The sequence below is a fragment of the Cellulomonas cellasea genome, from assembly GCF_030372105.1.
Classification (GTDB): Bacteria; Actinomycetota; Actinomycetes; order Actinomycetales; family Cellulomonadaceae; genus Cellulomonas_A; species Cellulomonas_A cellasea_A.
On record NZ_JAUDBQ010000002.1, the window covers coordinates 63,468 to 89,404 of the forward strand.

Consider the following 25,937-nt stretch of genomic DNA (forward strand, 5'->3'; position numbering starts at 1 on the left):
GCCCGGGGTGGGAGCCGCCCGGGAGACAATCGCCAGGTGACTGACGTTCCCGCCCCCCTGGTACTGCTGGACCTCGACGGCACGCTGACCGACTCCGCCCCCGGCATTCTCTCCTCCGTCGCGCACGCCTACCGCGCCCTCGGGCTGCCGGTCCCGGACCCCGCGACGCTGCGGTCGTTCGTCGGCCCGCCCATCACCGTGTCGTTCCTCGCGCACGGCGTGGCGCCGGAGCGGCTCACCGAGGCCGTGGCCGCGTACCGCGCCGCGTTCACCGCCGAGGGCATGTTCGACAACGCGCTCTACCCCGGGATCCTCGAGGCCATCGCGCGGCTCCGGGCCGCCGGCTGCACGCTTGCCGTGGCCACCTCGAAGCCCGAGGTGTATGCCCGGCCCATCTGCGAGCGGTTCGGCATCACCGCGCTCGTCGACGGCGTCTACGGGGCGCCGCTGGACCACGTGCCCTCCACCAAGGCGACGGTCATCGCCCATGCGCTCGCCGAGCTGGGGCCCGATCGCGTGCCCGGCCCGGCGCGCACGGTGATGGTGGGCGACCGCGAGCATGACGTGCTGGGCGCCGCAGAGCACGGCATCGACTGCCTGGGCGTGACGTGGGGCTACGCGCAGCCCGGGGAGCTCCTGGGCGCGGGGGCCGTGGACCTGGTGGACGACGTCGCCTCGCTGGCGCAAGCGGTGCTCGCGCGGGTGCACGCGCCGGAGTCACGCCCGGTCTGACCTCAGCGCAGCGAGCGCCGCCACTCGGCATGCAGCTCCGCGAACCGGCCGCCCGCGGCGATCAGGGCGGCCGGGCTGCCGTCCTCCACGACGCGGCCGCCGTCCACGAGAAGCACCCGGTCCGCGCCCATCACCGTGGACAGCCGGTGCGCGATGACCACCGATGTGCGCCCGGCCAGCAGGGTGCCGAGCCCACGCTGCACGAGCTGCTCGCCGGGCACGTCCAGCGAGCTCGTCGCCTCGTCCAGCACGAGCAGCGCCGGGTCGGCGAGGAACGCGCGGGCGAAGGACACGAGCTGGCGCTGCCCTGCCGACAGTCGCACGCCCCGCTTGTCGACCTCGGTGTCGTAGCCCTGCGGCATCTGCTCGACGAGCGGGTGCAGCCCCACGGACTGGGCCGCCGCCTCGATCTCGGCGCGGGTCGCGTCCGGCCGCCCCAGGGCGATGTTCGCGGCGATCGACCCGGAGAACAGGTACGCCTCCTGGGTCACCATGACCAGCGCGCGGCGCAGGTCCTGGGGGGCGATGTCGCGCACGTCCACGTCGTCGATCAGCACCGCGCCCGAGCGCACGTCGTAGAACCGCGCGAGCAGCTTGGCCACTGTCGACTTGCCGGCGCCCGTCTCCCCCACGAGTGCCACGCTCTGGCCCGCTGGCACGTGCAGGTCCAGGCGCGGCAGCACGCTGGGCCCGTCCCCGTAGCCGAACTCCACGCCGGCGAGCCGCACGTCGCCGCGCGGGCTCGGCAGCCGGATCGGGCGGGCGGGCTCCGGGACGCTCGGCTCCTCGGCGAGCAGTTCGGCGAGCTTCTCCAGCGCGGCGGTGGCCGACTGGAACGAGTTGTAGAACATCCCGATCTGGGTCAGCGGCGAGAAGAACCGCTTGGCGTACAGCACCGCGGCGGCGAGCACCCCGACCTCGAGGCCGCCGTCGAGCACCCGCAGGCCGCCGACCAGCAGCACTGCGGCGACTGTGACGTTGCCGATGAGCGTGAGGCCCGAGTCGAAGAGCCCGTTGAGCCGGATGCCCTCGGCGCTGGCGACGCGGTACTCCTCGGACAGCCGCCCGTACTCGGCGGCCACCGGGCGCTCGCGCCGGAACGCCTGCACCGCGCGGATCCCGGTCATCGTCTCCACGAAGCGCACGATGAGCCGGGCGGCGGCGGTGCGCTGCTTGCGGTACTGCGCCTGCGAGCGGGCCTGGAACCAGCGGGTGAGCAGCACGCCGGGCACCACGGCGATGAGCAGCACCACGCCGCTGGGCCAGTCGAGCAGGAGCAGCGAGGCGGCGGTCAGCACCATCGCGAGCGCGCTGGAGGCGAGGGTGGTGATGCCGCCGTCGAGTAGCTCGCGCACCGCGTCCAGGTCGGAGGTCTGGCGGGAGATGATCCGCCCGGACGTGTAGCGCTCGTGGAACTCCAGGCTCAGCAGCTGGGTGTGCCGGAACACGCGGCGGCGCAGGTCCAGCAGGATCGCCTGGCTGACGCGCGCCGCGGCGCGCACCACCGCGGCGGTGAGGGCGCCGCCGAGCACGGCCGCCGCGAGGTAGCCGCCAGCGGCGAGCAGCAACGGCACGGGGTCGCCGTCGCGCATCGCGGGCAGCCCCCGGTCGATGGCCACGGCCACGAGCGCGGGGCCCGCCACCTGGGCGACCTGCGCGGCGACGACCAGCGCGACTGTGCCCCAGGCCGGGCCCGCCACGGGCCGCAGCAGCGAGCGGAGCAGCCGCAGCGACAGGCGCCGGACGTGGGCGTGGTCGACGTCGGCGCCCTCCAGCAGCGCGGCGCTCATCGCTCGGCCCCCGGCCGCGAGCGCCCCGCGCCCCCGACGGGCTCGTCCAGGTCGAGCAGCCCGCTCAGCGAGTCCTGCGGCGGGACCTCGCGGGGATCCGGCCCCAACGCCGTGAGCACGTACCGGTAGTGCGCATGCCGCGCCAACAGGTCGGAGTGCTTGCCGACACCGGTGACGCGGCCGTCCTCGAGCACCGCGACCCGGTCCGCGAGCGCCACGGTGGACGGCCGGTGGGCGACGACCAGCGTGGTGGTGCCGGTGAGGGTCGCGCGCAGGCGGGCCGTGACGGCGGCCTCGGTGGCCACGTCGAGCGCGGAGAGCGGGTCGTCGAGCACCAGCACCCGGGGGCGCGCGGCGATGGCGCGGGCCAGGGCGATCCGCTGCCGCTGCCCGCCGGACAGGCTCAACCCCTCCTCGCCGATCACGGTGTCCAGCCCGTGCGGCAGCGCGTCCACGAAGCCCGCGGAGGCCACGTCGAGCGACTCGCGGACGAGGGCCTCGGCGGCCTCCGGGCTGATCGCGTCGGCGTCCACGCCGAGCAGCACGTTCTCGCGCACTGACGCGGAGAAGAGGATCGGGTCCTCGAAGGCGACGGCCACCGCGCGGCGCAGTTCGGCGCGCTCCACGTCGCGCACGTCCACGCCGTCGACGAGCACCGCGCCGCCGGTGACGTCGTACAACCGGGGCACGAGCTGGGCGAGGGTGGACTTGCCGCTGCCGGTGAGGCCCACCAGCGCCAGCGTCTCCCCCGGCTCGACCTCGAGGTCCACGCCGTCCAGCACGTCCCGGGACTGCGGTGGCGCCCCCGGGTGCCGGAACCGCACGTCGGCGAGCACCACGCGGCTGCCCCGGGCGGCGGGCTCCGGCAGGGCGCGCGGGGCGGCGGGGTCGCCCACGGCGTTCGGGGTGTCGACGACCTCGATGTACCGGTCCAGGGCGGCGCGCGCGTCGAGCGTCATCGCCAGGAGCTGGCCGAGTCGCTCGACGGGTCCGTTGACCACTGCCGCCGTCGCGAAGAACGCGACGAGCGCGCCGACGCTGACCGCGTCCTCGGCGGCCAGCCACACGCCGAGCCCGAGCGACACCGCCAGCACGGCCTCCGGCAGCGCGCCCAGCGCGAAGCTCACCCGGGACAGGGTGCGCGCCTTGTGGATCTCGGTGGACCGCAGATCCTCGGCCTGCCGCGCGAAGTCCTCCAGGGCGTCGCCGCCCCGGCCGAAGGCCTTGAGCACGCGGATGCCGTGCACCGACTCCTCGACGGTGGTGGCCAGGTCCCCGGCCTGGTCGCGGGCCTGCCGGGCGACGGCCTTGTAGTCCTCGCGGAAGCGGAACCCGAGCCACGCGACCGGCGCCGCGCCGACCAGGTACACCAGCCCGAGCTGCCAGGCGGTCGCGAGCATCAGCCCGACGCCCACCACCGCCGTCGTCGCGCTGACCACGAGCATGACCAGCCCGAACGCGAGCCACCGCCGCACCATGCCCAGGTCGGACATGGCGCGGGAGAGGAGCTGCCCGCCGGGCCAGCGGTCGTGGAAGGCCACCGGAAGCTCGAGCAGCCGCCCGAACAAGTCGGTGCGCATCTCCCGCTCGACGGTGGTGCCCGGCGTGAGGATGAACGCGCGGCGGCACCACACCAGCAGGGCCTCCAGCACCCCGAGCGCGAGCACCAGCCCCGCGGCCTGCACGACGGCGCCTGGGGAGCCCTCCGTCAGCAGCGGGCCGTTCACGACCTCGCGCAGCACCTGCGGCACGGCCAACGCCAGCAGGCTCGCGCCGAGCGACGCGACGCCGCCCGCGGCGATCCGTGGCAACGCCGGCCGCGCCCACCGGAGCAGGCGGGCCATCGCCCGCGTCGTGGAGAGCCGTTCGATGGGCACCCTGGGCAGCCTACGGACGCCGGGCCGCCCTCACACCCCGGTCCGGGCGGTCTTCGTGTTGCTCGCCTGCGCGCGCGGGCGCACCACCAGGAGGTCGATGTTCACATGCGGCGGGCGGCTGAGCGCCCACGCGATCGTGTCCGCGACGTCGTCGGCGACCAGCGGCTGGTAGCCCTCGTACACGGCGGCGGCCCGCTCCGCGTCTCCGTCGAACCGGACAAGCGAGAAGTCGGTGGCCACAGCGCCGGGGGCGATCTCGATGACCCGCAGCGGCTCCCCGGCGAGCTCCCAGCGCAGCGTCGTGGCGAGCATCCGCTCGGCGTGCTTGGCGCCGGTGTAGCCCGCGCCACCCTCATAGGGACCGTGCGCGGCGGTGGACGTCAGCACCAGCACGTCGCCCTCGCCGCTCGCGCGCAGCGCGGGCAGCAGCGCCTGTGTGACGCGCAGCGTGCCGAGCACGTTGAGCTCGTACATGCGGCGCCACTGGTCGATGTCGGCGCGCTCCACGGGGTCCAGGCCGAAGGCGCCCCCCGCGTTGTTCACCAGCGCGTCGAGCCCCCCGGTGGCCTCGACGTGCGCGGCCAGGCGGGCGACGTCCTCGTCGACGGTGACATCCGCGACGAACGCCTGGGCGCCGGTCTCCTGGGCGAGCTCGTCGAGCAGCTCGGCGCGGCGGGCGGTGGCCAGCACGTCCCAGCCGTCGGCGCGCAGGCGGCGCACGGTGGCGGCGCCGATGCCGGAGGACGCCCCCGTGACGACGACGCGGCGCGGACGGGACAGGGCGGTGCTCATGCGATCTCCTCAGCGGATGGGTCGTGCGGGACGGCGGCGGGCGGCCGTCGGTTCGAGCCTACGGAGCCAGACATGTCAGCCGCGCGCGACGTGGGCGCCAGGCCCGGCCTCGGCGAGCGCCTCCGCGAGCAGGGCCAGCCCCTCGGCGGCCTCGTCGGCGGTCACGACACACGGCGGGACGACGTGCACCCGGTTCTCGGCGAGGAACGGCAGCAGGCCGCGGGCCAGGCAGCCCGCCTTGACCCGGGCCATCACGTCCGCGCCGACGGGCTCGCGGGTCGCGCGGTCGGCCACGAGCTCGACGGCCCAGAACACGCCGAGCCCGCGAACCTCGCCCACCAACGGGCTGCGCTCGGCGAGCTCGGCCAGCCCGGGGCCCAGCACGTCGCTGCCGATCGCGGCGGCGTGCTCCACGATCCGCTCGTCCTCCATCGCCTCGATGGTCGCCACGATCGCGGCCATCGCCAGCGGGTGGCCCGAGTAGGTGAGGCCGCCGGGGAACACGCGATCGTCGAAGGTCGCGGCGATCGGGGCGGAGATCATCACCCCGCCAGCGGGCACGTACCCGGAGTTGACGCCCTTCGCGAAGGCCACCAGGTCCGGGCGCACGTCGAAGTGGTCGAGGGCCAGCCAGGCGCCGCTGCGCCCGAACCCGGCCATCACCTCGTCGAGGATCAGCAGCACGCCATAGCGGTCGGCGATCTCGCGTGCCCCGGCGAGGTAGCCGGGCGGCGGCACCAGCACCCCGGCGGTGCCCGGGATCGTCTCGAGCAGGATCGCTGCGACGGTCTCGGGCCCCTCAGCCTGGATCACGCGCTCCAGGTGGCGCAGCGCGCGCTCGCCCTCCTGCTCGGGGCTCGTCGCCCAGAACTCCGTGCGGTACAGGTACGGCCCGAACACGTGCACGTGGCCGCGCGCGTACTCGTTGGGCACCCGGCGCCAGTCCCCCGTGGCGGCCACCGCCGCGCCGGTGTTGCCGTGGTACGAGCGGTACGTCGAGACGACCTTGTCGCGGCCCGTGTGCAGGCGGGCCATGCGGATGGCGTTCTCGACCGCGTCGGCGCCGCCGTTGGTGAAGAAGACGCTGGAGAACCCGGCCGGGGCGTGCTCCAGCACCTTCTGCGCGGCGCGGCCCCGCACGAGGCTCGCCGTGGACGGCGCGACGGTGGCGAGCGTGGCCGCCTGCTCCTGAATCGCGGCCACGACCCGGGGGTGCTGGTGCCCGACGTTCGTGTTGACGAGCTGGGAGGAGAAGTCCAGGTAGCGGCGGCCCGCGTGGTCCCACACATGCGAGCCCGATCCGCCCGCCACCACGAACGGGCTCAGGCGGGCCTGCGCGGACCAGGAGTGGAAGACGTGCGCGCGGTCCAGGCTCAGCGCAGTCGCGTCGTCGTCCTCGGCATGGGCGGGCCGCTGGTCGATGCTCATGGGGCCTCCTCGGCGCTCAGGGCAAGAGTGCCGCACCCGGGGGCCTCGCGGAGGGCGATCAGGGGATCGATCCGGGCGTGAGATCGGGGCGTGCGACCGGGGTGCGTGAGACAGGGTGCGCGACCAGGGACAGCGCCGCGGCGACCTACACTGATCCGCGGACCCCGGACGGGCATTCGTCCGGTGTGGCCGCCCTGATGTGGGCGGCGAGTCCAGCGGCGCGACGTGCGCCCTCCCCCGCCCGGCCGACCGTGCCGGGAGCCACGTCGCACCTGGAGCCGTCGATGAGCCTTCCGACCGTCCACCGCCTGCGCCACGTCGCCGCGCTGCCCGTCGCCGCCGCGCTGGCCCTGGGCCTCGCCGCCTGCGCCGCACCCGTCGCCGAGGCGCCCGAGGCAGCCGCGCCGGCGCCCACCGCGCCCACCACCGCGGGCTTCACCCCGCTGACCGTCGACAACTGCGGTGTCGAGGTCGCCTTCGACGCGCCGCCCGAGCGTGTGGTGACGATCAAGTCGACGGCGACCGAGACGATGCTCGCCCTCGGGCTCGAGGACCGCCTGGTCGGCACGGCGTTCAGCGACGGCCCCGTGCCCTATGACCTCGCGGCCGCCTACGCGTCCGTCCCCGTGCTCTCCGAGAAGGTTCCCGGCCAGGAGGCGCTGCTCACCAGCGAGCCCGACCTGGTCTACGCCGGCTGGGAGTCCAACTTCTCCGCCGAGGGCGCCGGGGAGCGCGAGGCGCTCGCCACGCTCGACATCGCCAGCTACGTGTCGCCCGCCGCCTGCCAGGGCGACGGCTACCAGCCCGACCCGCTGACCTTTGACGGGGTCTTCGACGGCATCCGGGAGGTCGCCGCGATCTTCGGCGTGCCCGAGCGCGCGGAGGAGCTCGTCGCCGAGCAGCAGGCCACGCTCGACGGGGTCGACGCGCCGGCGGCGCCGACCACCGCCCTGTGGTTCAGCTCCGGCTCGGACACCCCCTACGTCGGGGCGGGCATCGGCGCGCCGCAGATGATCATGGAGGCCGCCGGGCTGACGAACATCTTCGCCGACGTGCACGAGTCCTGGACGTCGGTGGGCTGGGAGCAGGTCGTGGCCGCCGACCCCGACGTCATCGTGCTGGTCGACTCCGCCTGGGGCTCCACGGAGAAGAAGATCGGCGTGCTCGAGGCCAACCCCGCCACGAGCCAGCTCACCGCGGTGCGCGAGAAGCGCTACCTGGTGGTGCCGTTCCCCGCCTCCGAGGCCGGAGTCCGCAACGCCGACGCCGTGGCCGACCTCGTGGCCCAGCTCGCCGCGCTCCCGGCGGTGGGCTGACGCCCATGACCCGCCCGACCGACGTGCCGCCGCCGACCGCGCAGCCACCGCTCAGCGCGGCGGCACGGTCGAGCGCGCGGCTCGGCGGCACGGCGGTGGAGCCGGAGCCGACGCCGAGCGGCACGGTGGGCGCGGCGGGCGGCGCTCGGACCGGCGGCCTGCGGCTAGCAGGCCTCGTCCTGGCGCTGGCGGCCGTGCTCGTCGTCACCATCCTGGTCAGCGTGACGATCGGACCGGCGGACATCGCCGTCGCGGACGTGTTGCGCAGCATCGGCCACCACCTCGGGCTGGCCGCCGAGGCGCCCGCCCGGCTGACGGACGCGATCGTCTGGGAGCTGCGGCTGCCGCGCGTGCTGACCGCCGCCGCGGTGGGCGCCGGGCTGGCCGTCGCGGGGGCTGTGATGCAGAGCCTGACCCGCAACCCGCTGGCGGACCCGTACCTGCTGGGCCTCTCGTCGGGGGCGTCCCTGGGCGCCGTCGCGGTGCTGCTGCTGGGCGTCGCGGTGGCGCTGCCCGCTGCGGCCTTCGTGGGCGCCCTGGCGGCCCTCGCCGCGACGATGGCGCTGGCCGGCTCGCTGGGCGCGCTGACGCCCACGCGAACGGTCCTGGCCGGGCTGGCCGTGTCCCAGCTGTGCGCGGCGGCGACCAGCTTCGTCATCTTCTGGTCGGCGACGGGCGACTCGTATCGGGAGATCCTGGGCTGGCTGCTTGGCTCGCTGGCCGGGTCCACGTGGGCGTCGGTGGCGATCGCCGGCACTGCGGTGCTTGTGCTCGGCTCCGCGCTGGTGGGCGCCGGGCGCACCCTCGACGCGTTCGCGTTCGGCGACACCGCCGCCGCCGCGCTGGGGGTCCACGTGCCGCGCACCCGCTGGGTGCTGCTCACCCTGGTGGCGCTGCTCACCGGCGCGCTGGTGTCCGTGAGCGGCTCGATCGGCTTCCTCGGGCTCGTGCTGCCGCATGCGGTGCGCTTCGTGGTGGGCGCCCGGCACCGGCTGCTGTTGCCGGTCGCCGCGCTGGTGGGCGCCAGCTTCCTGGTGTGGGCGGACACGGCGGCGCGCACGGTCTTCGAGCCGCGCGAGCTGCCCGTCGGGATCCTCACGGCGTTCCTCGGGGCCCCGGTGTTCGCCTGGCTGCTGTACCGCAGCCGCACGGAGGCCGTCGCATGAGCCTGGACGCGCAGGGCCTGGGGTGGTCGGTCGCCGGCCGCCTGATCATCGACGACATCGAGGTGCGGGTGGGGCCGGGCACGCTCACCGGGCTGCTGGGCCCCAACGGCTCCGGCAAGTCCACACTGCTGCGGCTCGTGGCGGGCATCACGTCCCCCGACGCCGGGCGCGTGCTGCTCGACGGCACGGACCTGCGCGGCATCGGCCGCCGCGAGCGCGCGCAGCGTGTCGCCCTGGTGGAGCAGGAGTCGAGCACCGACCTGCCGCTCACCGTGCACGACGCCGTGCTGCTGGGCCGGACCCCGCACCGCTCCCGGTGGGCGGGCGACTCCGAGCAGGACCTCGCGGTGGCGGCGGAGGCGCTCGCGTCCGTGGGCGCCGCGGACCTGGCCGGGCGCCGGCTGGACACGCTGTCCGGTGGGGAGCGCCAGCGCGTGCACCTGGCCCGGGCGCTCGCCCAGCAGCCGCGGCTACTGCTGCTCGACGAGCCCACGAACCATCTCGATGTGAACGCGCAGCTCGTCACCCTGGGCCTGGTGCGCACCCTCGCGGACGCCGGCACGGGGGTGCTCGCCGCGCTGCACGACCTCAACCTCGCCGCCGCGTACTGCGACGAGGTGGTGCTGCTGTCCGCGGGCCGGGTGGTCGCCGCCGGGCCGCCGGAGCAGGTGCTCGTGCCCGAGGTGGTGGACCCGGTGTACGGGGTGAGCACCACGGTGCTGCGGCACCCGGGCACCGGCCGGCCCATCCTGGCCTTCGACCCCGCCTGAGCCCGCCCGCGCCGATCGGGCGAATAGGCGCGAACTGCGCACATGGGACTCGGCCCTGCCTCTAGGGTCGGGGCTCCGCGCCGGCGACGGAAGGCCCCCGCATGTCCGCCCCCACGTCCTTTCTCCTCGCCGCCGTCGCCAGCCTCGCGGTGGCTGTGGTGCTCCTCACCGTCGGGCTGCGCCAGGTGGGCGCGGCCCGCCGCGTCGACCGGGTGCGTCTGCCCGCCCGGCTGCTGCACCGCCCGTGGTGGGGCTCCAGCGTCGTCGTCGTGGAGTACCCGGCGCCTGACGGCTCTCCCCTGGTCGCGCGGATGAAGATGTTCTTCGTCTACGCCCCCGGGGCCTCCTACGAGTTCGATGGCACGGTCTGGGCGAACCGGAACGACCCCACGGATGTCACTCCCCGGCAGACAGGACGCGTGACGGCGGGCGCCGTCGTGGCGATCGTCGGCGCGACGTTCCTGCTCGTCGCGTTCGGCACGGGGCTCGCCTCGGCGATCATCGCGGCTAGCGAGTCGATCACCGCGGCATAGCCGATGCGTGGGGCAGCGGCGTAGCCGCCGCCTACGGCGCGTCGCCGGCCGTGGCGTCCTTCCAGCCGTCCGCGTACGCCTCGGCGCTGCCGCGCGCGAACATGTCGTCGGGCCCGGTGCGCACCAGGCTGCGCGCCCCCGGGCCGTCGTCCTGGGTGACGTGGCGGCCGAGCCCGCGCACGAGCGCCACCGGCCGCCCATCCGCCTTGCCCTTGACCAGCTCGGCGGCCGCCGCGATCTCGTCGGCCACGGCGGCCTGGCTGACCTGCAGCGCGCGCCCGTGGGAGTCGAGCGTGCCGCGCAGGTCCTCGAGCACCGCCACCCCGGCGGCCCCGATCGCCAGGTCGGTCTGTCCGAGCCGCCACGGCCGCCCGGCGGTGTCGCTGAGGATCACGCCGATCCGCACGCCGTAGCGCCGCTGCAATCCGTGGCGCAGGGCCCTGGCCGAGGCGTCCGGGTCGAGCGGAAGCAGCAAGACGGTGCCCTCGGCGGTGTTGCTGGAGTCGACGCCGGCGGCGGCCATCACCAGGCCGAGCCGGTTCTCGACGATCCGAGTCACCCCGCCGGCGTGCTCGCGGGTGGCGACCACGCGGACCGTCTCGTCGGTGATCGCCTGCTCGCGGTCGGCAGCGGCCACGATGCGCCCCTCGGCCTTCGAGACGATCTTGCTGGTCACCACCAGCACATCGCCCTCCTGCAAGCGCTGCTCGGGCGACCCGGCGTCGAGCGAAGCGCCGATCAGCGCCACCACGTCGTCCCCGGGCGACACCTCGGGAATGCCCGCCAGCGCCCAGACGCGCATCCCCTCGCTCATCGGACCAGGGCCGGCAGCACGTCGCGACCGAACACGTCGATCCACTCGCGCTGGTTGCGGCCGACGTTGTGCAGGTAGACGCGGTCGAAGCCGAGGTCCACGTACTTCTGGATCGCGGCACGGTGCACGTCCGGGTCGGCGGAGATGACCATCCGGCCCTCGAAGTCCTCGGGGCGCACCAGCTTGGCCATCTGCTCGAAGTCGAAGGGCGAGCGGATGTCGGCCTTGGGGAACTTCATGCCGCCGTTGGGCCACTCGGTCATCGCGTTGGCCATCGCCTGCTCGTCGGTCTCGGCCCACGACAGGTGGACCTGCAGCACCTTGGGCATCGACTCGGGGTCGCGCCCCGACTCGCGCGCGCCCTCGGCGAACTTGGCGAAGAGCCCGGAGATCTTCTCCAGCGGCGCCCCGACGGTGATGAGGCCGTCGGCGTGCCGCCCGGCGCGCTTGGCCGTGACGGGCCCCGCGGTGGCGACGAGGATCTCCGGCGCGACGTCGGGCATGGTCCACAGGCGCGTGGACTCGTGCTTGTAGAACGTGCCCGAGTGCTTGGTGTCCTTGCCCGCGAGCGACGCCGCGAACAGCTTCTTGATGATGTCGATGGCCTCGAACATCCGGTTGATGCGCTCGGGGGCCTCGGGCCAGTACTGGGCTGTGACGTGCTCGTTGAGCGCCTCGCCGGAGCCGAGCCCGAGCCAGTGCCGCCCGGGGTACATCGCGGCGAGCGTCGCCGAGGCCTGCGCGACCATCGTGGGGTGCCACCGGAATGTCGGGGCCGTGACCCCGGGGCCGATGTCGCCGACTGTGCGCTCGCCCAGCGCCGTGAGCACGTTCCACACGAAGGCGGCCTCGCCCTGTGCGGGCAGCCACGGCTGGTAGTGGTCGGCGGCCATCACCCCGGAGAACCCACGCGACTCCGCGTAGGCCGAGAGCTCCACCACCTCGGTCGGGTGGAACTGCTCCAGCGCCGCCGCATACCCGACCGTCAACCCGCTCACGTGCCGCACCTCTCGTCGTCCTGTCCGGGCCTCGCCGTGCCCATCGCGCGGCGACCGCCGGGCTCCTCGGCAGACTAACCCCGCCGCGCGCGGGGAAGGTGTGGTCGGCGGAGCCCTTCGGACCAGTTCTCCGCAAAGGCTCGCAAGATAGTAGAACTTTCACGTACTCTCGTCCGTTGACCCACTGTCCGCGCACCGCCGCGGCTCCTGGACGCCCGCACGGCCGCCCAGACGACACCGCTCGCGGCGCCCCGTGAGCCCGACGAGGGACGACACGATGAGCGCTGGCAAGAGCACGAACAAGGCCGCGGCAGCCGAGCGGCAGGCGGCACTGGCCGCCGTCAAGGCGAGCCAGAAGAAGCAGGAGCGGCGGCGCACCGTGCTGATCTCGTCGATCGCCGGCGCGCTCGTGGTCGGCCTCGTCGGTGTCACCTCCGTGGTCCTGGTGAACGAGAACCGCAAGAACGCGGCAGTCGAGGCCAAGGCCGCCGAGCCGGTCGACGGCGTCGCGGACGTCCGCGAGGGCCTCACGTCGAACCACGTCACCACGGTGGTGGACTACGCACAGGACCCGCCGGCCGGCGGCGACCACGCGGCGGCCTGGCTGAACTGCGGCGTCTACACCGAACCGGTGCCCAATGAGAACGCGGTGCACTCCCTCGAGCACGGCGCCGTGTGGCTCACCTACGACCCGTCGCTGCCCGCGGACCAGGTGGCCCTCCTGGAGAAGTACTCGTCCGAGAACGCGTACGTCATCGTCAGCCCGTATGAGGGCCTCTCCGCGCCCGTGGTCGCCTCGTCCTGGGGCTACCAGCTCGAGCTCGACGGCGCCGACGACGAGCGCCTGCCCGTCTTCGTGCGCAAGTACCTGCTCAACCCCGAGCTGCCCGAGGTCGGCGCGCTGTGCTCGAGCGGAGTCGGCACGCCGGCATGAGCACCGCCCAGCAGGCCCCGGACCCGCTCCAGGAGGAGCCCGCCGCCCAGCACCGCTCGGCGCTGGCCTCTGCGCTGCGCCCGCTCGGCCCGGCCACGCTCGCCGTCATCGCCGTCCTGGTCACGCTCGCGCTCGTGGCGGGCGCGCTGATCGGGTCCGCGCTGGTGCGCCAGCCCGCGCTGACGGCCGCGGGCGACTCGTCAGTGGACGCCGGGTTCGCACGCGACATGTCCGTGCACCACGCCCAGGCCGTGCAGCTCTCGGTGCTGGTGCGCGACCGGAGCACCGACGACGAGCTGCGGGCCGTGGCACTCGACATGCTCACCAGCCAGCAGCAGCAGATCGGCCAGATGTACGCCTGGCTGCAGATGTGGGGCCTGCCGCAGGCCGGCGCGGACGCGCCGATGGCGTGGATGGCGGCCGACCACGCGCACGGCGGCTCCGCGGCGGCGCCCGGCGACGACGCGCCCACCGGCCACGCGGCGATGCCCGGCTGGGTCACCGCGGCAGACCTGGCCCGGCTGGAGGCCGCGGACGGGGTGGACGCGGAGCGGCTGTTCCTCCAGTTGATGATCCCGCACCACGTCGGCGGCGTGGAGATGGCCCAGGCGGCCGTCGATCGCGCGGGCCAGGCGGAGGTCCGACGCCTGGCCGCCGGCATCGTCGCGGCGCAGACCAAAGAGCTGACAGTGCTGCAGGACCTGCTCGACGCGCGTGGCGGCCCGCTGCCCGGGTGACGGCCGGCCCGGCGCTGGACCTGTGCACCGACGGGCGCCGGGATCTGGGAAGATAGTCCACCATGAGCGACCTGAGTGCCGACCAGTCCCCCGACGCGACCACCGCCCCGCGAACCACGGCCCACCAGGTACCGGACAAGGTCTCGCTCGACGGGCTCGAGCAGCGCTGGGACGCCGCCTGGAACGAGCAGGGCACGTACTCCTTCGACCGCACGAAGCCGCGCGAGGCCGTGTACTCGATCGACACGCCCCCGCCCACGGTCTCCGGCTCGCTGCACGTGGGCCACGTCTTCTCGTACACGCACACCGACGTGGTGGCGCGCTTCCAGCGCATGCGCGGGCGCGAGGTGTTCTACCCGATGGGCTGGGACGACAACGGCCTGCCCACTGAGCGTCGCGTGCAGAACTACTTCGGGGTGCGCTGCGACCCGTCGCTGCCCTACGACCCCGACTTCACGCCGCCGCAGGTGGGCGGCGAGGGCACGAGCGGCCGCGCCGCCGAGCAGCTGCCCATCTCCCGCAGGAACTTCGTCGAGCTGTGCGAGCGGCTCACCGTCGAGGACGAGCGCCAGTTCGAGGCGCTGTGGCGCCACCTGGGCCTGTCGGTCGACTGGTCGCACCACTACCAGACGATCTCGGCCGAGGCCCGCGCGGTGGCCCAGCAGGCATTCCTGCGCAACCTGTCGCGAGGCGAGGCGTACCAGGCCGAGGCGCCGGGCCTGTGGGACGTGACGTTCCAGACGGCAGTGGCCCAGGCCGAGCTCGAGGCCCGCGACTACCCGGGCGCCTTCCACAAGGTGGCGTTCCACCGCGTGAACGAGGACGGCTCCACCGGCGAGCCGGTCTACATCGAGACCACCCGCCCCGAGCTGCTGCCCGCCGTCGTCGCGCTCATCGCGCACCCCGATGACGAGCGCTTCCAGCACCTGTTCGGCACGACGGTCCGCTCCCCGCTGTTCGGCGTGGAGATCCCGGTGCTGGCCCACCCCGGCGCCGAGCCCGACAAGGGCGCGGGCATCGCGATGTGCTGCACGTTCGGCGATCTGACCGACGTGACCTGGTGGCGTGAGCTGCGCTTGCCGACCCGCTCGGTGATCGGCCGCGACGGCCGCCTGCTGCGCGAGGTCCCGGCCTGGCTGGTGGACGGCGCCTCGGCGGCCGCCCCGGCGCTGTGGTCGGAGCTCGCGGGCAAGACGACGTTCTCGGCGCGCGCCGTGATCGTGGACGCGCTGCGCGAGAGCGGCGACCTGGACGGCGAGCCGGTGGCCACGCAGCGCAAGGCGAACTTCTTCGAGAAGGGCGACAAGCCCCTCGAGATCGTCACGTCGCGCCAGTGGTACCTGCGCAACGGCGGCCGCGACGTCGCGCTGCGCGAGGAACTGCTCAAGCGGGGCGAGGAGCTGGACTTCCACCCCGAGTTCATGGGCGTGCGGTACGAGAACTGGGTCGGCGGCCTGAACGGCGACTGGCTGATCTCGCGCCAGCGCTTCTTCGGGGTGCCGTTCCCGGTCTGGTACCCGCTGGACGCGGACGGCCACCCCGTCTACGACCGCCCGCTCCTGCCGAGCGAGGACGCCCTGCCCGTCGACCCGGCGAGCGACGTGCCCGCGGGGTACACCGAGGAGCAGCGCGGCGTGCCCGGCGGCTTCATCGGCGACCCGGATGTCATGGACACCTGGGCCACGAGCTCGCTGACCCCGCAGATCGCGGGCGGCTGGCGCACCGACCCCGACCTGTTCGCCCGGGTGTTCCCGATGAACCTGCGCCCGCAGGGCCAGGACATCATCCGCACGTGGCTGTTCTCCACGGTGGTCCGCTCGCACCTGGAGCATGGCTCGCTGCCGTGGTCGGACGCTGCGATCAGCGGCTGGATCCTCGACCCGGACCGCAAGAAGATGAGCAAGTCCAAGGGCAACGTCGTCACGCCGATGGGGCTGCTCGAGGAGCACGGCTCGGACGCCGTGCGGTACTGGGCGGCCTCGGCGCGCCTGGGCACCGACGCGGCCTTCGAGGTCGGCCAGATGAAGATCGGCCGCCGCCTGGCCATCAAGGTGCTGAACGCGAGCAAGTTCGTGCTGTCCTTCGGCTCCCCGGAGCAGCGCGACCGCCTGCTGGACCCGGCGCTGGTGACAGTGCCGCTGGACCGGGCGGCGCTCGCCGGCCTGGCCGAGGTCGTGGACCGCGCCACGGCGGCCCTCGACGCCTATGACCACACGCGCGCCCTGGAGCTCGCCGAGACGTACTTCTGGACGTTCTGCGACGACTACCTGGAGCTCGTCAAGGACCGCGCCTACGCGGGCGGGGCCTCCGACGACGAGGTCTCCGCGGAGACGGCCTCGGCCCGGGCGGCGCTCGGCATCGCGCTGGACACGCTGCTGCGGCTGTTCGCGCCGGTGCTGCCGTTCGCGACCGAGGAGGTCTGGTCGTGGTGGCGCGAGGGCTCGGTGCACCGCGCGCCTTGGCCGTCCGCGGAGCCGCTGCGCGCGGTGGCGGGCGACGCCGACCCGGCAGTCGTGGGCGCCGCGGGCGCCGCGCTGGCCGCGCTGCGCAAGGTCAAGTCGGAGGCGAAGGCCTCGATGCGCACGGAGATCGCCCAGGTCACGCTCGTGGTGCCGCCCGCCCTGACCGCCGGGGTGCAGGCCGCCCTGGACGACGTCCGGGCTGCCGGGCGGGTCGTCGGCGAGCTCGACCTCGTGGCCGAGGACGGCGAGACCGTCGTCGCGCGTGACGCCGAGCTCCTGCCGGCCCCGCCGAAGAACCGCTGACGCACGCTCCCTGAACGCTCCGCGAGCCGGCCACCACAGCCGGCGCGCGGAGCGTTCGTGCTGGCTGGAGATCGCAGGCGCGCGGGACCGAGGTCCTGCGCGTCGCCGACTTTGGATATATACGGTTCCTGCTGCATACTCATGCAGGAACTGCACCGCCGTGAGAGGACCCCCATGAACACCGCCGCCCGCCTGGCCCCCCTGGGCCTCGCCGCCCTGCTCGCGCTGACCGCCTGCGGGTCGGGTGAGCAGGCGACCTCCGACAGCGGGGTGCCCCTCGTCTCCGAGGGCCAGCTCACCGTCTGCGTGAACCCCCCGTTCGAGCCCTTCGCGTACACCGACGACTCCGGCGAGGTCGTCGGCCTCGACATGGACATCGTCAACGAGGTCGCGAAGGACCTGGGCGTCGAGCTCGTCACGAAGGTCTCCGCGTTCGAGACGATGCAGTCCGGCACGGACCTCGACACCGGCAGCTGCGACCTGGTGACCTCCGGCATGACGATCACGCCCGAGCGCGAGGCCAAGCTCGACTTCTCCGAGCCGTACTTCGACGCCGACCAGGGCCTCCTCGTGGCCGCGGACTCCGGCATCACCGGCGTCGACGGCCTCGCGGGCAAGACCGTCGCCGTCCAGCAGGCGACCACCGGCGAGACCTGGGCCGAGGAGAACGGCCTGACCGTCGTGCAGTTCGAGGAGCTCGGCCTGCAGATCAAGGCCCTCGAGACCGGCCAGGTCGACGCCGTCGTCAACGACATCGCCGTGCTCGGCCCGTACGCCTCCGGCGACCTCGAGGTCGCGGCCACGTTCCCCACGGGCGAGCAGTACGGCATCGGCGTCAAGACGGGCAGCACCGCGCTCCTCGACGCCGTCAACGCCACCCTCGACCGGATCCGCGAGGACGGCACGTACGACGCGCTGTACACCGCGCGCATCGGCACCGCCCCCAGCACCGCCTCCTCGGAGGGCTGACATGACGACGACGCAGCAGCTCGCGCGACCGGGCTCCCGCCAGCGCACGATGAGCCCGCGCCGCCGAGCGCGCCTCTCGCGGGCGATCCAGTACACCGTGCTGCTCGTCGTCCTCGCGGCCGTGGTGGTCGCCGCCGACTGGGACCGCGTCGGCGAGACGATGTTCAACCCGACGGTCGCCCGGGAGATGCTCCCCAGCCTCGGGCAGGCGATGGGCAACACGATCGTCTACACGATCGCCGCGTTCGCCGTCGGCCTCAGCCTGGGCACCGTGCTCGCGCTCATGAAGCTGTCGAGCGTGCGGGTGTACCGGTGGATCGCCACGCTGTACATCGAGTTCTTCCGCGGCATCCCCGCGCTGCTCGTGGTGCTCACGGTGGGCTTCGCCGTCCCGATCGCGTTCGACGTGCGGATCAGCTCGCTGACCGCGAAGGTCGCGATCGGGCTCGGCATGGTCTCGGCCGCATACATCGCCGAGACCCTGCGCGCCGGGATCCAGGCGGTCCCGAAGGGCCAGATCGAGGCCGCGCGGTCGCTCGGCATGTCGCAGGCCCGCACGATGGCGGTCGTCGTCATCCCGCAGGCCTTCCGCATCGTGCTCCCCCCGATGACCAACGAGGTCATCCTGCTCACCAAGGACACCTCACTGGTCTTCCTGCTCGGCATGACGGCCGCGCAGTACGACCTGACGAAGATCGGCCGCGAGGCGCTCACCAGCGCCACCGGCGGGCTCACCGGGCTGTTCGTGGTCGGCGCGTGCTACCTGTGCCTGACCATCCCGCTCGGGCTGCTGGCCCGCTGGCTCGAGAACCGCTCCGGAAAGGGCCGCCGCGCATGACCTCCGCCTCTGCCACCCCCACCGCTCCCCCGGCGGGCTCCTCGCCCGCGCCTGCGCCCATCGTGACCGTCTCCGGGCTGCGCAAGTCCTTCGGCGAGCGCGAGGTGCTGCGCGGCATCGACCTGGAGGTCCGCGCCGGCGAGGTCGTCTGCATCGTGGGGCCGTCCGGCTCCGGGAAGTCGACGCTGCTGCGCTGCGTGAACCTGCTGGAGCAGCCCACCGACGGCCGCATCGAGGTGCTGGGCGCCGAGGTCACCGACCCCGACGTCGACCTGGACCTGGTCCGCACGCATGTCGGCATGGTGTTCCAGCAGTTCAACCTGTTCACCCACCGCACCGTCCTGGACAACTGCACCATCGCCCAGCGCGGGGTGCTCAAGCGCTCCCGCGCCGAGGCCGAGCGCATCGCCCTGGCGAACCTCGAGCGGGTGGGCCTGGCCGACCGCGCCCACGCCATGCCCGCACAGCTCTCCGGCGGCCAGCAGCAGCGCGTGGCGATCGCCCGCGCGCTGTCCATGGACCCCCAGCTCATGCTGTTCGACGAGCCGACCTCCGCACTGGACCCCGAGCTGGTCGGCGATGTGCTGGGCGTCATGCGCGACCTCGCCGAGGGCGGCATGACCATGCTCGTGGTCACGCATGAGATGGCGTTCGCCCGCGAGGTCGGCGACCGGGTCGTCTTCATGGACGACGGCGTGATCGTCGAGTCGGGGCCCGCGGACCAGGTCATCAGCGCGCCGCAGGAGGAGCGCACGCGCGCGTTCCTGCAGCGTGTGCTCGATCCCACGCACCAGCGCACGGCCACTGGCGCCGACTGACCGCCGACGGCACTAAGGTCGTCGGGTCAGATTTCACAGCACTGGAGCAGCCATGCCCGAGTTCCACACCCCGTCACCGGTCGACATCGACCCCGCGTGGAGCATCAGCTCGCTGCTCGCCCGACGCGCCGCGCAAGATCCCCACGGCACCCTGATCGAGCGCTCCACCGGGCTCGGCGGCACGTGGACGCCGGTCACGGCCGCGGCGTTCGCCGCCGAGGTCACCGCCGTCGCCAAGGGCCTCGTCGCCCGGGGCATCGAGGTCGGCGACAAGGTCGCGATCATGTCGCGCACCCGGTACGAGTGGAGCCTGGTCGACTTCGCGGTGTGGGCGGCCGGCGGGGTCGTCGTCCCGGTGTACGAGACGTCCTCGGCGGAGCAGGTGGGCTGGATCTTCTCCGACGCGTCGGTCCGCCTCGCTGTCGTCGAGACGTCCGCGCACGCCGCGGTCGCGCAGCAGGGCGTCGGCGGCCTGGACGGCGTGCTGGTCATCGACGAGGGCGGTATCGGCGCGCTGATCCGCGAGGGCGCGGACGTGCCCGACGAGGAGGTCGCGCGCCGCACGGCCCTGGCCACTGGCGACGACCTCGCCACGATCATCTACACCTCCGGGACCACCGGCCGCCCCAAGGGCGTCGAGCTGACCCACGGGAACTTCGTGTCGCTGGTGCTCGCCGCCATCGGCTCCCTCGGGCAGATCTGCTCGGTCCCCGGCGCCCGCACGCTGCTGTTCATGCCGCTCGCGCACGTCTTCGCGCGCTTCATCTCCGTGCTGTGCGTCGCCAGCGGCGCGGTGATCGGGCACACCCCCGACACCCGCAACCTCATCGCCGACCTGGCGGCCTTCCGGCCGTCCTTCGTGCTGGCCGTGCCGCGCGTCTTCGAGAAGGTGTACAACTCCGCCGAGCAGAAGGCCGGCTCGGGCGCCCGGCTCAAGCTCTTCCGGTGGGCGGCCAAGGTCGCGATCACCTCCTCGCGCGCCGCGGACGACCCGGCCGGCCCCAGCGTCGTCCTGCGCGCCCAGCAGGCACTGGCGGGGGCCCTGGTGCACCGCAAGCTCCGCACGGTGCTCGGCGGCAACCTGCAGTACGCCATCTCCGGCGGGGCCCCGCTCGGCGAGCGCCTCGGCCACTTCTACCGTGGCATCGGCGTCCTGGTGCTCGAGGGCTACGGCCTCACCGAGACCACAGCCCCCACCACCGTGAATCCGCCGGAGCTGCTCAAGGTCGGCACCGTGGGCCCGCCGTTCGCCGGCACGTGGGTGCGCACCGATGACGACGGGCAGATCCTCGTCAAGGGCCCGCACGTCTTCCGCGGCTACCACAACAACCCCGAGGCGACCGCCGAGGCGCTCGTCGACGGCTGGTTCCGCACCGGCGACATCGGCACGCTCGACGCGGACGGCTACCTGCGCATCACGGGCCGGTCCAAGGAGATCATCGTGACCGCCGGCGGCAAGAACGTCGCGCCCGCCGTGCTCGAGGACCGCCTGCGGGGCCACCCCCTCGTCAGCCAGGTCGTCGTCGTCGGCGACGGGAAGCCGTTCATCGGCGCCCTCGTGACCCTCGACGCCGACATGCTCTCCGGCTGGCTCGCGTCCCACGGGCTGCCCGCCATGGACGTCGCAGCGGCCGCGGCGCACCCGCAGGTCGTCGCCGCGATCAACCGCGCGGCCGAGCGGGCCAACGCGGCGGTGTCCCGCGCCGAGTCGATCCGCAAGGTCCGCATCCTCACGCTCGACTTCACCGAGGCCAACGGGTACCTCACCCCCTCGCTCAAGGTGAAGCGCGGCGTGGTGCTCCGCGAGTTCGCGGCGGACATCGAGGGCCTGTACGTCGATGACCGCACCCCCGCCGAGCAGGAGGGCAAGCGTCCGCTGGGCCTCAAGCCCGGCTCCCGCTAACCCCCGCCGAGCCTCCCACCCGACGCCGCCGTGCCCCGCTGACCTGCGGGGCACGGCGGCGTCTGGCGTTGACGGTCAGCTGACGCTGCGCAGCCGGTTGGTGTCGGCGGACTGGCTCGGCACCGACGTGCTGGGCGTGGAGTCGTCCGACCACCGCAGCACCGCGCCCACGCCGTCCATGAGCTCCACCGAGCCGTTGTCGGCGAAGGTCAGGCCGGCGTCCTGGGCCACCGCAGCGCGCACCAGCGCGACATCGGCGGGGACCAGCCCGGCGTCGCCGCCCGCCCCCATCGACTCGAGCTCCTCGCGTGACACGGCGATCTCCAACGGGTCCTTGTCGATCCACAGCCGCGCCTCGCGCAGGACCGATCCCGGCTGCAGCGAGTCTGCCGCGAAGAGCAGCTCCTGAACCTGCCCGCGCCGCAGGACGTCGACGACATCGGCCAGCGCGGTCACCGCCCCCTCGCCCCGTCCGTGCCCGATGCGGTACTGCTCGAGGATGCGCTCCTTGCGCCGGGCCCGGTGCTCGCGCAGCGTCTCCTCGACGTTCGCCCGGAACGCCTCCTGGTTCACGCCGTCCGCGCGCGAGCCGCCGGGCACCACCACGAGCCGCTCGCGCACATGGTGGCCGACGGCATCCCGCACCAGCCCCACCGCCCGGATGTCGCCGGTGAGCAGCACCAGCTCCGGCGAGCGCTCACTGACCTGGCGGTCCAGCTCGGCGGCGATCGACTGCGCGTTGCGCTCCCAGGAGTCCTCCGCGCGGGTCTCCATGCGCCGTTGGGACGCGCCGCCCTCCCGGACCTTGTGCAGCACGTCGTGGTCGCCCTCGACGACCTCGGACTCGGCCACCTTCAAGCCGGACCAGTCAGACCAGCTCAACTCCGCGCCCTGCCGGTCGACCTCGACGAGCAGGAACCGCGTCCCCTCGTCCCCCGCCTGCGCCGCGGGCAGCAGCACCGGGACGGGTCCCAGCGTCGCCTGCGACTGGGCGGGTGACGCGGCCAGGACCCTGTCGACCACCACCCCTTCGGCGTCGGCGATGATGACCCGTCCATGGGAGCCCAGCACACCCGTCGGCTGGGCGACGAGCTCGCCGATGTCCTCCATCACCGAGATCGGCGCCCCCTGCTGCTCCAGGTCGCGACGCAAGGCCCGCCACCTGTCCAGGGAGTCCGTGCCACCGGCGGTGTTCGCGGCTGTCGAGTCGAGGTACACCGTGGTGAACGGCGCCGGGCGTCCGAGCAGGGGCTTGAGCCATTGCAGATCCATAGAAGCAGCGCCTCCGGGGGTCGAGGATGTACCCGGCCGCGGCCTCCACGGCCGGGTGCTGACCTCTCCACCTTCTGCCAGAAGTGGCGCGCCCGCCACCCGCCGGGGCGGTTCAGTCCTCTCCTGCCGGCCCGTTCGCGATCTCCTCGTGGTGCCGGATGACCTCCTCGACGATGAACGCGAGGAACTTCTCCGCGAACACGGGGTCGAGGTCGGCCTCATGTGCCAGGTCCCGCAGCCGGGCCACCTGACGGGCCTCCCGGCCCGGGTCCGACGGCGGCAGCCCGCGGGCGGCCTTCAGGACTCCGACCTGCTGCGTCGCTTTGAAGCGCTCGGCAAGCAGGTAGACCAGCGCGGCGTCGATGTTGTCGATGCTGCCGCGGAGCCGGAGCAGCTCGGGGGGCAGCTCGTGGGGGGTCGAGTCGTTCACATGTCGATCCTAGGCGTGGGCGATGGGCCCGCCTGGGACCCTGCCGTCAGGCCGACTTCTCGCGCGGCGTCCGCTTGGTGCTCGGCGCCTCGCGCGGGACGAGCGTCGGGTTGACGTTCTCGAGCACCACCTCGCGCGTGATGACGACACGTTCCACGTCGTCGCGGCTCGGCACCTCGAACATCACCTGCTGCAGGACCTCTTCCATGATGGCCCGCAGCCCACGAGCCCCCGTGCCGCGCAGCAGCGCCTGGTCCGCGATGGCCGTGACCGCGTCGTCGGTGAACTCCAGCTCGACGCCGTCGATCTCGAACATGCGCTGGTACTGCTTGACCAGCGCGTTGCGCGGCTCGGTGAGGATCCGCACCAGCGCGCCCCGGTCCAGCGGGGAGACGGTGGTGATGACGGGCACGCGTCCGATGAACTCGGGGATCAGCCCGAACTTCAGCAGGTCCTCGGGCATGACCTCGTCGTACACGTCGATGTCGTCGGCGGAGTGCAGCGGCGCCCCGAAGCCGATCCCCCGACGGCCCGCGCGGGAGGTGATGATCTCCTCCAGGCCCGCGAAGGCCCCGGCCACGATGAACAGCACGTTCGTCGTGTCGATCTGGATGAACTCCTGGTGCGGGTGCTTGCGCCCGCCCTGCGGCGGCACCGACGCCGTGGTCCCCTCGAGGATCTTCAGCAGCGCCTGCTGCACGCCCTCGCCGGAGACGTCACGCGTGATCGACGGGTTCTCGCTCTTGCGGGCGATCTTGTCGACCTCGTCGATGTAGATGATGCCCGTCTCGGCCCGCTTGACGTCGTAGTCGGCGGCCTGGATGAGCTTGAGCAGGATGTTCTCGACGTCCTCGCCGACGTAGCCCGCCTCGGTCAGCGCCGTGGCGTCCGCGATGGCGAACGGGACGTTCAGCATCTTCGCGAGAGTCTGCGCGAGGTACGTCTTGCCGCAGCCCGTGGGGCCGATCAGCAGGATGTTCGACTTCGCGAGCTCGATCGCGTCCTCGCCGGCGGAGCCCGGGGCGCGGTTCTGCTCGCCCGCCTGGATCCGCTTGTAGTGGTTGTACACCGCGACGGCGAGGGACCGCTTGGCGGGCTCCTGCCCGACGATGTACTCCTCGAGGAAGGCGAAGATCTCCTTCGGCTTCGGCAGGTCCACCATGCCCACCTCGGTGGACTCGGCGAGCTCCTCCTCGATGATCTCGTTGCACAGGTCGATGCACTCGTCGCAGATGTAGACCCCAGGGCCCGCGATCAGCTTCTTGACCTGCTTCTGGGACTTGCCGCAGAACGAGCACTTGAGGAGATCGGCCCCGTCCCCGATGCGAGCCACGTCCGTCCCCTTCTCTCGTGTCGCCTCCGCCCGGCGGGCGGTGCGGTCATCCGCGGCCCCGCGCCCGAGTTGGACGCTTGACCGTGCTCCCACCATTGCACACCACGGACGCCGCCATGTCAGCCCGCCGGGCCGCAGCGCCCCCGACATGTCCCGGCCGGGCCCCGCGCGGGGGCCCGGCCGGGATCAGGTCAGGACGGCTCGACGGTGGTGGCGACGGCGCCCTTGCGGGACGCCAGCACCTGGTCGATCAGGCCGTACTCGAGGGCCTGCGCCGCCGTGAGGATCTTGTCGCGCTCGATGTCCTGGCGGATCTGCTCCACCGGACGGCTCGTGTGGTGCGCGAGGGTCTCCTCGAGCCACTCCCGCATCCGGATCAGCTCGTTGGCGTGGATCTCGATGTCGGACGCCTGCGCGTAGCCACCGTTCTCCATCGCCGGCTGGTGGATGAGCACGCGGGCGTTCGGCAGCGCGAGGCGCTTGCCGGGCGTCCCCGCCGCGAGCAGCACGGCGGCGGCCGAGGCGGCCTGCCCCAGGCAGACCGTCATGATGTGCGGCTTGACGTACTGCATCGTGTCGTAGATCGCCGTGAGCGCGGTGAACGAGCCGCCGGGCGAGTTGATGTACAGCGTGATGTCGCGGTCCGGGTCGCTGCTCTCCAGCACCAGGAGCTGGGCCATCACGTCGTCGGCGGACGCGTCGTCCACCTGCACGCCGAGGAACACGATGCGGTCCTCGAAGAGCTTGGTGTAGGGGTCCTGGCGCTTGAAGCCGTAGGCCGTGCGCTCCTCGAACTGGGGCAGCACGTAGCGGCTGCTCGGGGACGCGGGCGCCGCGCCTCCGAAGCCGCTCAAACGCCCGGCGCGGGCGATGAACTGGGACTCGATGCTCACTGGGGTTCTCCTCGTGTCTCGCGGTGGTCGGTCGGCAGCCCGGTCAGGAGCTCTCCGTGCCACCACCGCCCGTGACGGCGCCGGATGTGGTGACGACGTGGTCGATGAAGCCGTACTCGAGCGCCTCGGTCGCGGTGAACCACCGGTCACGATCGGAGTCGGAGTTGATCTGCTCGGGCGTCTTGCCCGTCTGCTCGGCGGTGAGCTCCGCGAGCGTCTTCTTCATGTGCATGATCAGCTGCGCGTTGATCCGCACATCCGTGGCCGTGCCGCTGATGCCGCCCGACGGCTGGTGCATCATCACGCGGGCGTGCGGCGTGGCGTAACGCTTGCCCTTGGCGCCCGACGAGAGCAGGAACTGCCCCATCGAGGCGGCCATGCCCATCGCGATCGTCGCGACGTCCGGGCCGATGTACTGCATGGTGTCGTAGATCGCCATGCCCGCGGTGATGGAGCCGCCGGGCGAGTTGATGTACAGCCAGATGTCCTTCTCAGGGTCCTCGGCTGCCAGCAGCATCATCTGGGCGCAGATGGCGTTCGCGTTCTCGTCGCGGACCTCCGTGCCGAGCCAGATGATGCGTTCACGCAGCAGCCGGTTGTAGATGCTGTCGTTGAGGCCGAGCCCCGCAGAGTCGGCCCGGGCGATCCCCGGCGTGTGGTCGTTCACGAAGGCTCCCTCGTCAGACTGTGTCGGCCGGACCCCGGATCACCCGAGTCCTGGCCCCTGCACGTGCTGCGACCCTAACGCGGCGCACCTGCCCCGAACGTCCCGCCGAGGCGTCTTTTCGCTGACGGCGCACACCGCCGCCCGGGCGCGGCGAAGGCCCCG

23 protein-coding genes are annotated in these 25,937 nt (G+C 73.2%); 12 read left to right on the forward strand and 11 right to left on the reverse strand.

Translation table 11 applies throughout. The annotated features are described in order from the left end of the window. Nucleotides 1-36 precede the first annotated feature (36 nt). Nucleotides 37-732: an HAD hydrolase-like protein gene (locus tag QUV83_RS02235; RefSeq protein WP_289562261.1), complete on the forward strand. Its 696-nt coding sequence runs from the start codon at nt 37-39 to the stop codon at nt 730-732. 2 nt (nt 733-734) lie between these two features. On the opposite strand, the gene QUV83_RS02240 is transcribed toward QUV83_RS02235, so the two are convergent. The 4 genes from QUV83_RS02240 to QUV83_RS02255 form a co-directional block, all read right to left on the reverse strand. Then, nucleotides 735-2,522: an ABC transporter ATP-binding protein gene (locus tag QUV83_RS02240; RefSeq protein ID WP_289562263.1), complete on the reverse strand. Its 1,788-nt coding sequence runs from the start codon at nt 2,520-2,522 to the stop codon at nt 735-737. Then, a complete protein-coding gene (locus QUV83_RS02245) occupies nt 2,519-4,366 on the reverse strand; it encodes an ABC transporter ATP-binding protein (RefSeq protein ID WP_289562752.1) in 1,848 nt (615 codons plus the stop codon). The genes QUV83_RS02240 and QUV83_RS02245 overlap by 4 nt, the downstream gene beginning before the upstream one ends. 63 nt (nt 4,367-4,429) lie before the next feature. Then, nucleotides 4,430-5,191 (reverse strand): SDR family oxidoreductase, encoded by a 762-nt coding sequence (locus tag QUV83_RS02250; protein WP_289562264.1) that lies wholly within the window; start codon nt 5,189-5,191, stop codon nt 4,430-4,432. A gap of 75 nt (nt 5,192-5,266) precedes the next feature. Beyond that, the gene (locus QUV83_RS02255) at nt 5,267-6,619 is read right to left on the reverse strand and encodes an aspartate aminotransferase family protein (protein WP_289562265.1); all 1,353 of its coding nucleotides are present in this window, start codon (nt 6,617-6,619) and stop codon (nt 5,267-5,269) included. A 284-nt stretch (nt 6,620-6,903) separates the two neighbouring features. On the opposite strand from QUV83_RS02255, the gene QUV83_RS02260 reads away from it, so the two are divergent. The 4 genes from QUV83_RS02260 (at nt 6,904) to QUV83_RS02275 (ending at nt 10,404) form a co-directional block, all read left to right on the forward strand. Continuing rightward, the gene (locus tag QUV83_RS02260; protein WP_289562266.1) at nt 6,904-7,935 is read left to right on the forward strand and encodes a putative F420-0 ABC transporter substrate-binding protein; all 1,032 of its coding nucleotides are present in this window, start codon (nt 6,904-6,906) and stop codon (nt 7,933-7,935) included. 5 nt (nt 7,936-7,940) lie between these two features. Further along, nucleotides 7,941-9,101 carry a putative F420-0 ABC transporter permease subunit gene (locus QUV83_RS02265; RefSeq protein ID WP_289562267.1) on the forward strand — a complete coding sequence of 387 codons (1,161 nt, stop codon included), beginning with the start codon at nt 7,941-7,943 and terminating at the stop codon, nt 9,099-9,101. Further along, nucleotides 9,098-9,871, forward strand: coding sequence for a putative F420-0 ABC transporter ATP-binding protein (locus QUV83_RS02270; RefSeq protein ID WP_289562268.1), 774 nt, complete (start codon nt 9,098-9,100; stop codon nt 9,869-9,871). Before QUV83_RS02265 ends, QUV83_RS02270 begins: the two co-directional genes overlap by 4 nt. A gap of 101 nt (nt 9,872-9,972) precedes the next feature. Continuing rightward, nucleotides 9,973-10,404, forward strand: a complete 432-nt coding sequence (locus tag QUV83_RS02275) for a hypothetical protein (protein ID WP_289562269.1) — start codon at nt 9,973-9,975, stop codon at nt 10,402-10,404. A gap of 31 nt (nt 10,405-10,435) precedes the next feature. On the opposite strand, the gene QUV83_RS02280 is transcribed toward QUV83_RS02275, so the two are convergent. Then, nucleotides 10,436-11,218 (reverse strand): coenzyme F420-0:L-glutamate ligase, encoded by a 783-nt coding sequence (locus tag QUV83_RS02280; RefSeq protein WP_289562270.1) that lies wholly within the window; start codon nt 11,216-11,218, stop codon nt 10,436-10,438. After that, on the reverse strand, nt 11,215-12,216 hold the full coding sequence (locus QUV83_RS02285; protein WP_289562271.1) for a TIGR03557 family F420-dependent LLM class oxidoreductase: 1,002 nt from the start codon (nt 12,214-12,216) through the stop codon (nt 11,215-11,217). Before QUV83_RS02285 ends, QUV83_RS02280 begins: the two co-directional genes overlap by 4 nt. Before the next feature lie 277 nt (nt 12,217-12,493). On the opposite strand from QUV83_RS02285, the gene QUV83_RS02290 reads away from it, so the two are divergent. The 7 genes from QUV83_RS02290 (at nt 12,494) to QUV83_RS02320 (ending at nt 21,180) form a co-directional block, all read left to right on the forward strand. Next, nucleotides 12,494-13,150, forward strand: coding sequence for a DUF3105 domain-containing protein (locus QUV83_RS02290; protein WP_289562272.1), 657 nt, complete (start codon nt 12,494-12,496; stop codon nt 13,148-13,150). Then, on the forward strand, nt 13,147-13,887 hold the full coding sequence (locus QUV83_RS02295; protein WP_289562273.1) for a DUF305 domain-containing protein: 741 nt from the start codon (nt 13,147-13,149) through the stop codon (nt 13,885-13,887). The genes QUV83_RS02290 and QUV83_RS02295 overlap by 4 nt, the downstream gene beginning before the upstream one ends. A 62-nt stretch (nt 13,888-13,949) precedes the next feature. Beyond that, nucleotides 13,950-16,652 carry a valine--tRNA ligase gene (gene valS / locus QUV83_RS02300; protein ID WP_289562274.1) on the forward strand — a complete coding sequence of 901 codons (2,703 nt, stop codon included), beginning with the start codon at nt 13,950-13,952 and terminating at the stop codon, nt 16,650-16,652. A 174-nt stretch (nt 16,653-16,826) separates the two neighbouring features. Further along, complete coding sequence (locus tag QUV83_RS02305) at nt 16,827-17,621, forward strand: ABC transporter substrate-binding protein (RefSeq protein WP_289562275.1); 795 nt, start codon at nt 16,827-16,829, stop codon at nt 17,619-17,621. A 1-nt stretch (nt 17,622) separates the two neighbouring features. Next, entirely contained in the window at nt 17,623-18,459 is an 837-nt protein-coding gene (locus QUV83_RS02310; protein ID WP_289562276.1) for an amino acid ABC transporter permease, read from the forward strand. Next, a complete protein-coding gene (locus tag QUV83_RS02315) occupies nt 18,456-19,277 on the forward strand; it encodes an amino acid ABC transporter ATP-binding protein (protein ID WP_289562277.1) in 822 nt (273 codons plus the stop codon). The genes QUV83_RS02310 and QUV83_RS02315 overlap by 4 nt, the downstream gene beginning before the upstream one ends. A 52-nt stretch (nt 19,278-19,329) precedes the next feature. After that, nucleotides 19,330-21,180 carry an AMP-dependent synthetase/ligase gene (locus QUV83_RS02320; protein ID WP_289562278.1) on the forward strand — a complete coding sequence of 617 codons (1,851 nt, stop codon included), beginning with the start codon at nt 19,330-19,332 and terminating at the stop codon, nt 21,178-21,180. Between the two features lie 75 nt (nt 21,181-21,255). Here QUV83_RS02320 and QUV83_RS02325 read toward each other — a convergent pair whose 3' ends face one another. The 5 genes from QUV83_RS02325 to QUV83_RS02345 form a co-directional block, all read right to left on the reverse strand. After that, nucleotides 21,256-22,452 carry a baeRF2 domain-containing protein gene (locus QUV83_RS02325; protein WP_289562279.1) on the reverse strand — a complete coding sequence of 399 codons (1,197 nt, stop codon included), beginning with the start codon at nt 22,450-22,452 and terminating at the stop codon, nt 21,256-21,258. Nucleotides 22,453-22,564: 112 nt separating this feature from the next. Further along, nucleotides 22,565-22,882, reverse strand: coding sequence for a chorismate mutase (locus QUV83_RS02330; protein WP_289562280.1), 318 nt, complete (start codon nt 22,880-22,882; stop codon nt 22,565-22,567). Between the two features lie 46 nt (nt 22,883-22,928). Beyond that, on the reverse strand, nt 22,929-24,215 hold the full coding sequence (gene clpX, locus QUV83_RS02335; protein ID WP_289562281.1) for an ATP-dependent Clp protease ATP-binding subunit ClpX: 1,287 nt from the start codon (nt 24,213-24,215) through the stop codon (nt 22,929-22,931). Between the two features lie 191 nt (nt 24,216-24,406). After that, nucleotides 24,407-25,108: an ATP-dependent Clp protease proteolytic subunit gene (locus QUV83_RS02340; protein ID WP_289562282.1), complete on the reverse strand. Its 702-nt coding sequence runs from the start codon at nt 25,106-25,108 to the stop codon at nt 24,407-24,409. A 43-nt stretch (nt 25,109-25,151) separates the two neighbouring features. After that, a complete protein-coding gene (locus QUV83_RS02345) occupies nt 25,152-25,775 on the reverse strand; it encodes an ATP-dependent Clp protease proteolytic subunit (protein WP_289562284.1) in 624 nt (207 codons plus the stop codon). Nucleotides 25,776-25,937 lie beyond the last annotated feature (162 nt).

What these genes read in the sequence shown, in the direction of transcription:
- valS (WP_289562274.1), top strand. Translation starts at nt 13,950, where the DNA reads ATGAGCGACCTGAGTGCCGACCAGTCCCCCGACGCGACCACCGCCCCG.
- QUV83_RS02320 (WP_289562278.1), top strand. Translation starts at nt 19,330, where the DNA reads ATGCCCGAGTTCCACACCCCGTCACCGGTCGACATCGACCCCGCGTGG.
- QUV83_RS02240 (WP_289562263.1), bottom strand. Translation starts at nt 2,522, where the DNA reads ATGAGCGCCGCGCTGCTGGAGGGCGCCGACGTCGACCACGCCCACGTC.
- QUV83_RS02280 (WP_289562270.1), bottom strand. Translation starts at nt 11,218, where the DNA reads ATGAGCGAGGGGATGCGCGTCTGGGCGCTGGCGGGCATTCCCGAGGTG.
- QUV83_RS02250 (WP_289562264.1), bottom strand. Translation starts at nt 5,191, where the DNA reads ATGAGCACCGCCCTGTCCCGTCCGCGCCGCGTCGTCGTCACGGGGGCG.
- QUV83_RS02290 (WP_289562272.1), top strand. Translation starts at nt 12,494, where the DNA reads ATGAGCGCTGGCAAGAGCACGAACAAGGCCGCGGCAGCCGAGCGGCAG.
- QUV83_RS02270 (WP_289562268.1), top strand. Translation starts at nt 9,098, where the DNA reads ATGAGCCTGGACGCGCAGGGCCTGGGGTGGTCGGTCGCCGGCCGCCTG.
- QUV83_RS02295 (WP_289562273.1), top strand. Translation starts at nt 13,147, where the DNA reads ATGAGCACCGCCCAGCAGGCCCCGGACCCGCTCCAGGAGGAGCCCGCC.
- QUV83_RS02315 (WP_289562277.1), top strand. Translation starts at nt 18,456, where the DNA reads ATGACCTCCGCCTCTGCCACCCCCACCGCTCCCCCGGCGGGCTCCTCG.
- QUV83_RS02255 (WP_289562265.1), bottom strand. Translation starts at nt 6,619, where the DNA reads ATGAGCATCGACCAGCGGCCCGCCCATGCCGAGGACGACGACGCGACT.
- QUV83_RS02325 (WP_289562279.1), bottom strand. Translation starts at nt 22,452, where the DNA reads ATGGATCTGCAATGGCTCAAGCCCCTGCTCGGACGCCCGGCGCCGTTC.
- QUV83_RS02260 (WP_289562266.1), top strand. Translation starts at nt 6,904, where the DNA reads ATGAGCCTTCCGACCGTCCACCGCCTGCGCCACGTCGCCGCGCTGCCC.
- QUV83_RS02305 (WP_289562275.1), top strand. Translation starts at nt 16,827, where the DNA reads ATGAACACCGCCGCCCGCCTGGCCCCCCTGGGCCTCGCCGCCCTGCTC.
- QUV83_RS02265 (WP_289562267.1), top strand. Translation starts at nt 7,941, where the DNA reads ATGACCCGCCCGACCGACGTGCCGCCGCCGACCGCGCAGCCACCGCTC.
- QUV83_RS02275 (WP_289562269.1), top strand. Translation starts at nt 9,973, where the DNA reads ATGTCCGCCCCCACGTCCTTTCTCCTCGCCGCCGTCGCCAGCCTCGCG.
- QUV83_RS02245 (WP_289562752.1), bottom strand. Translation starts at nt 4,366, where the DNA reads ATGGCCCGCCTGCTCCGGTGGGCGCGGCCGGCGTTGCCACGGATCGCC.
- QUV83_RS02310 (WP_289562276.1), top strand. Translation starts at nt 17,623, where the DNA reads ATGACGACGACGCAGCAGCTCGCGCGACCGGGCTCCCGCCAGCGCACG.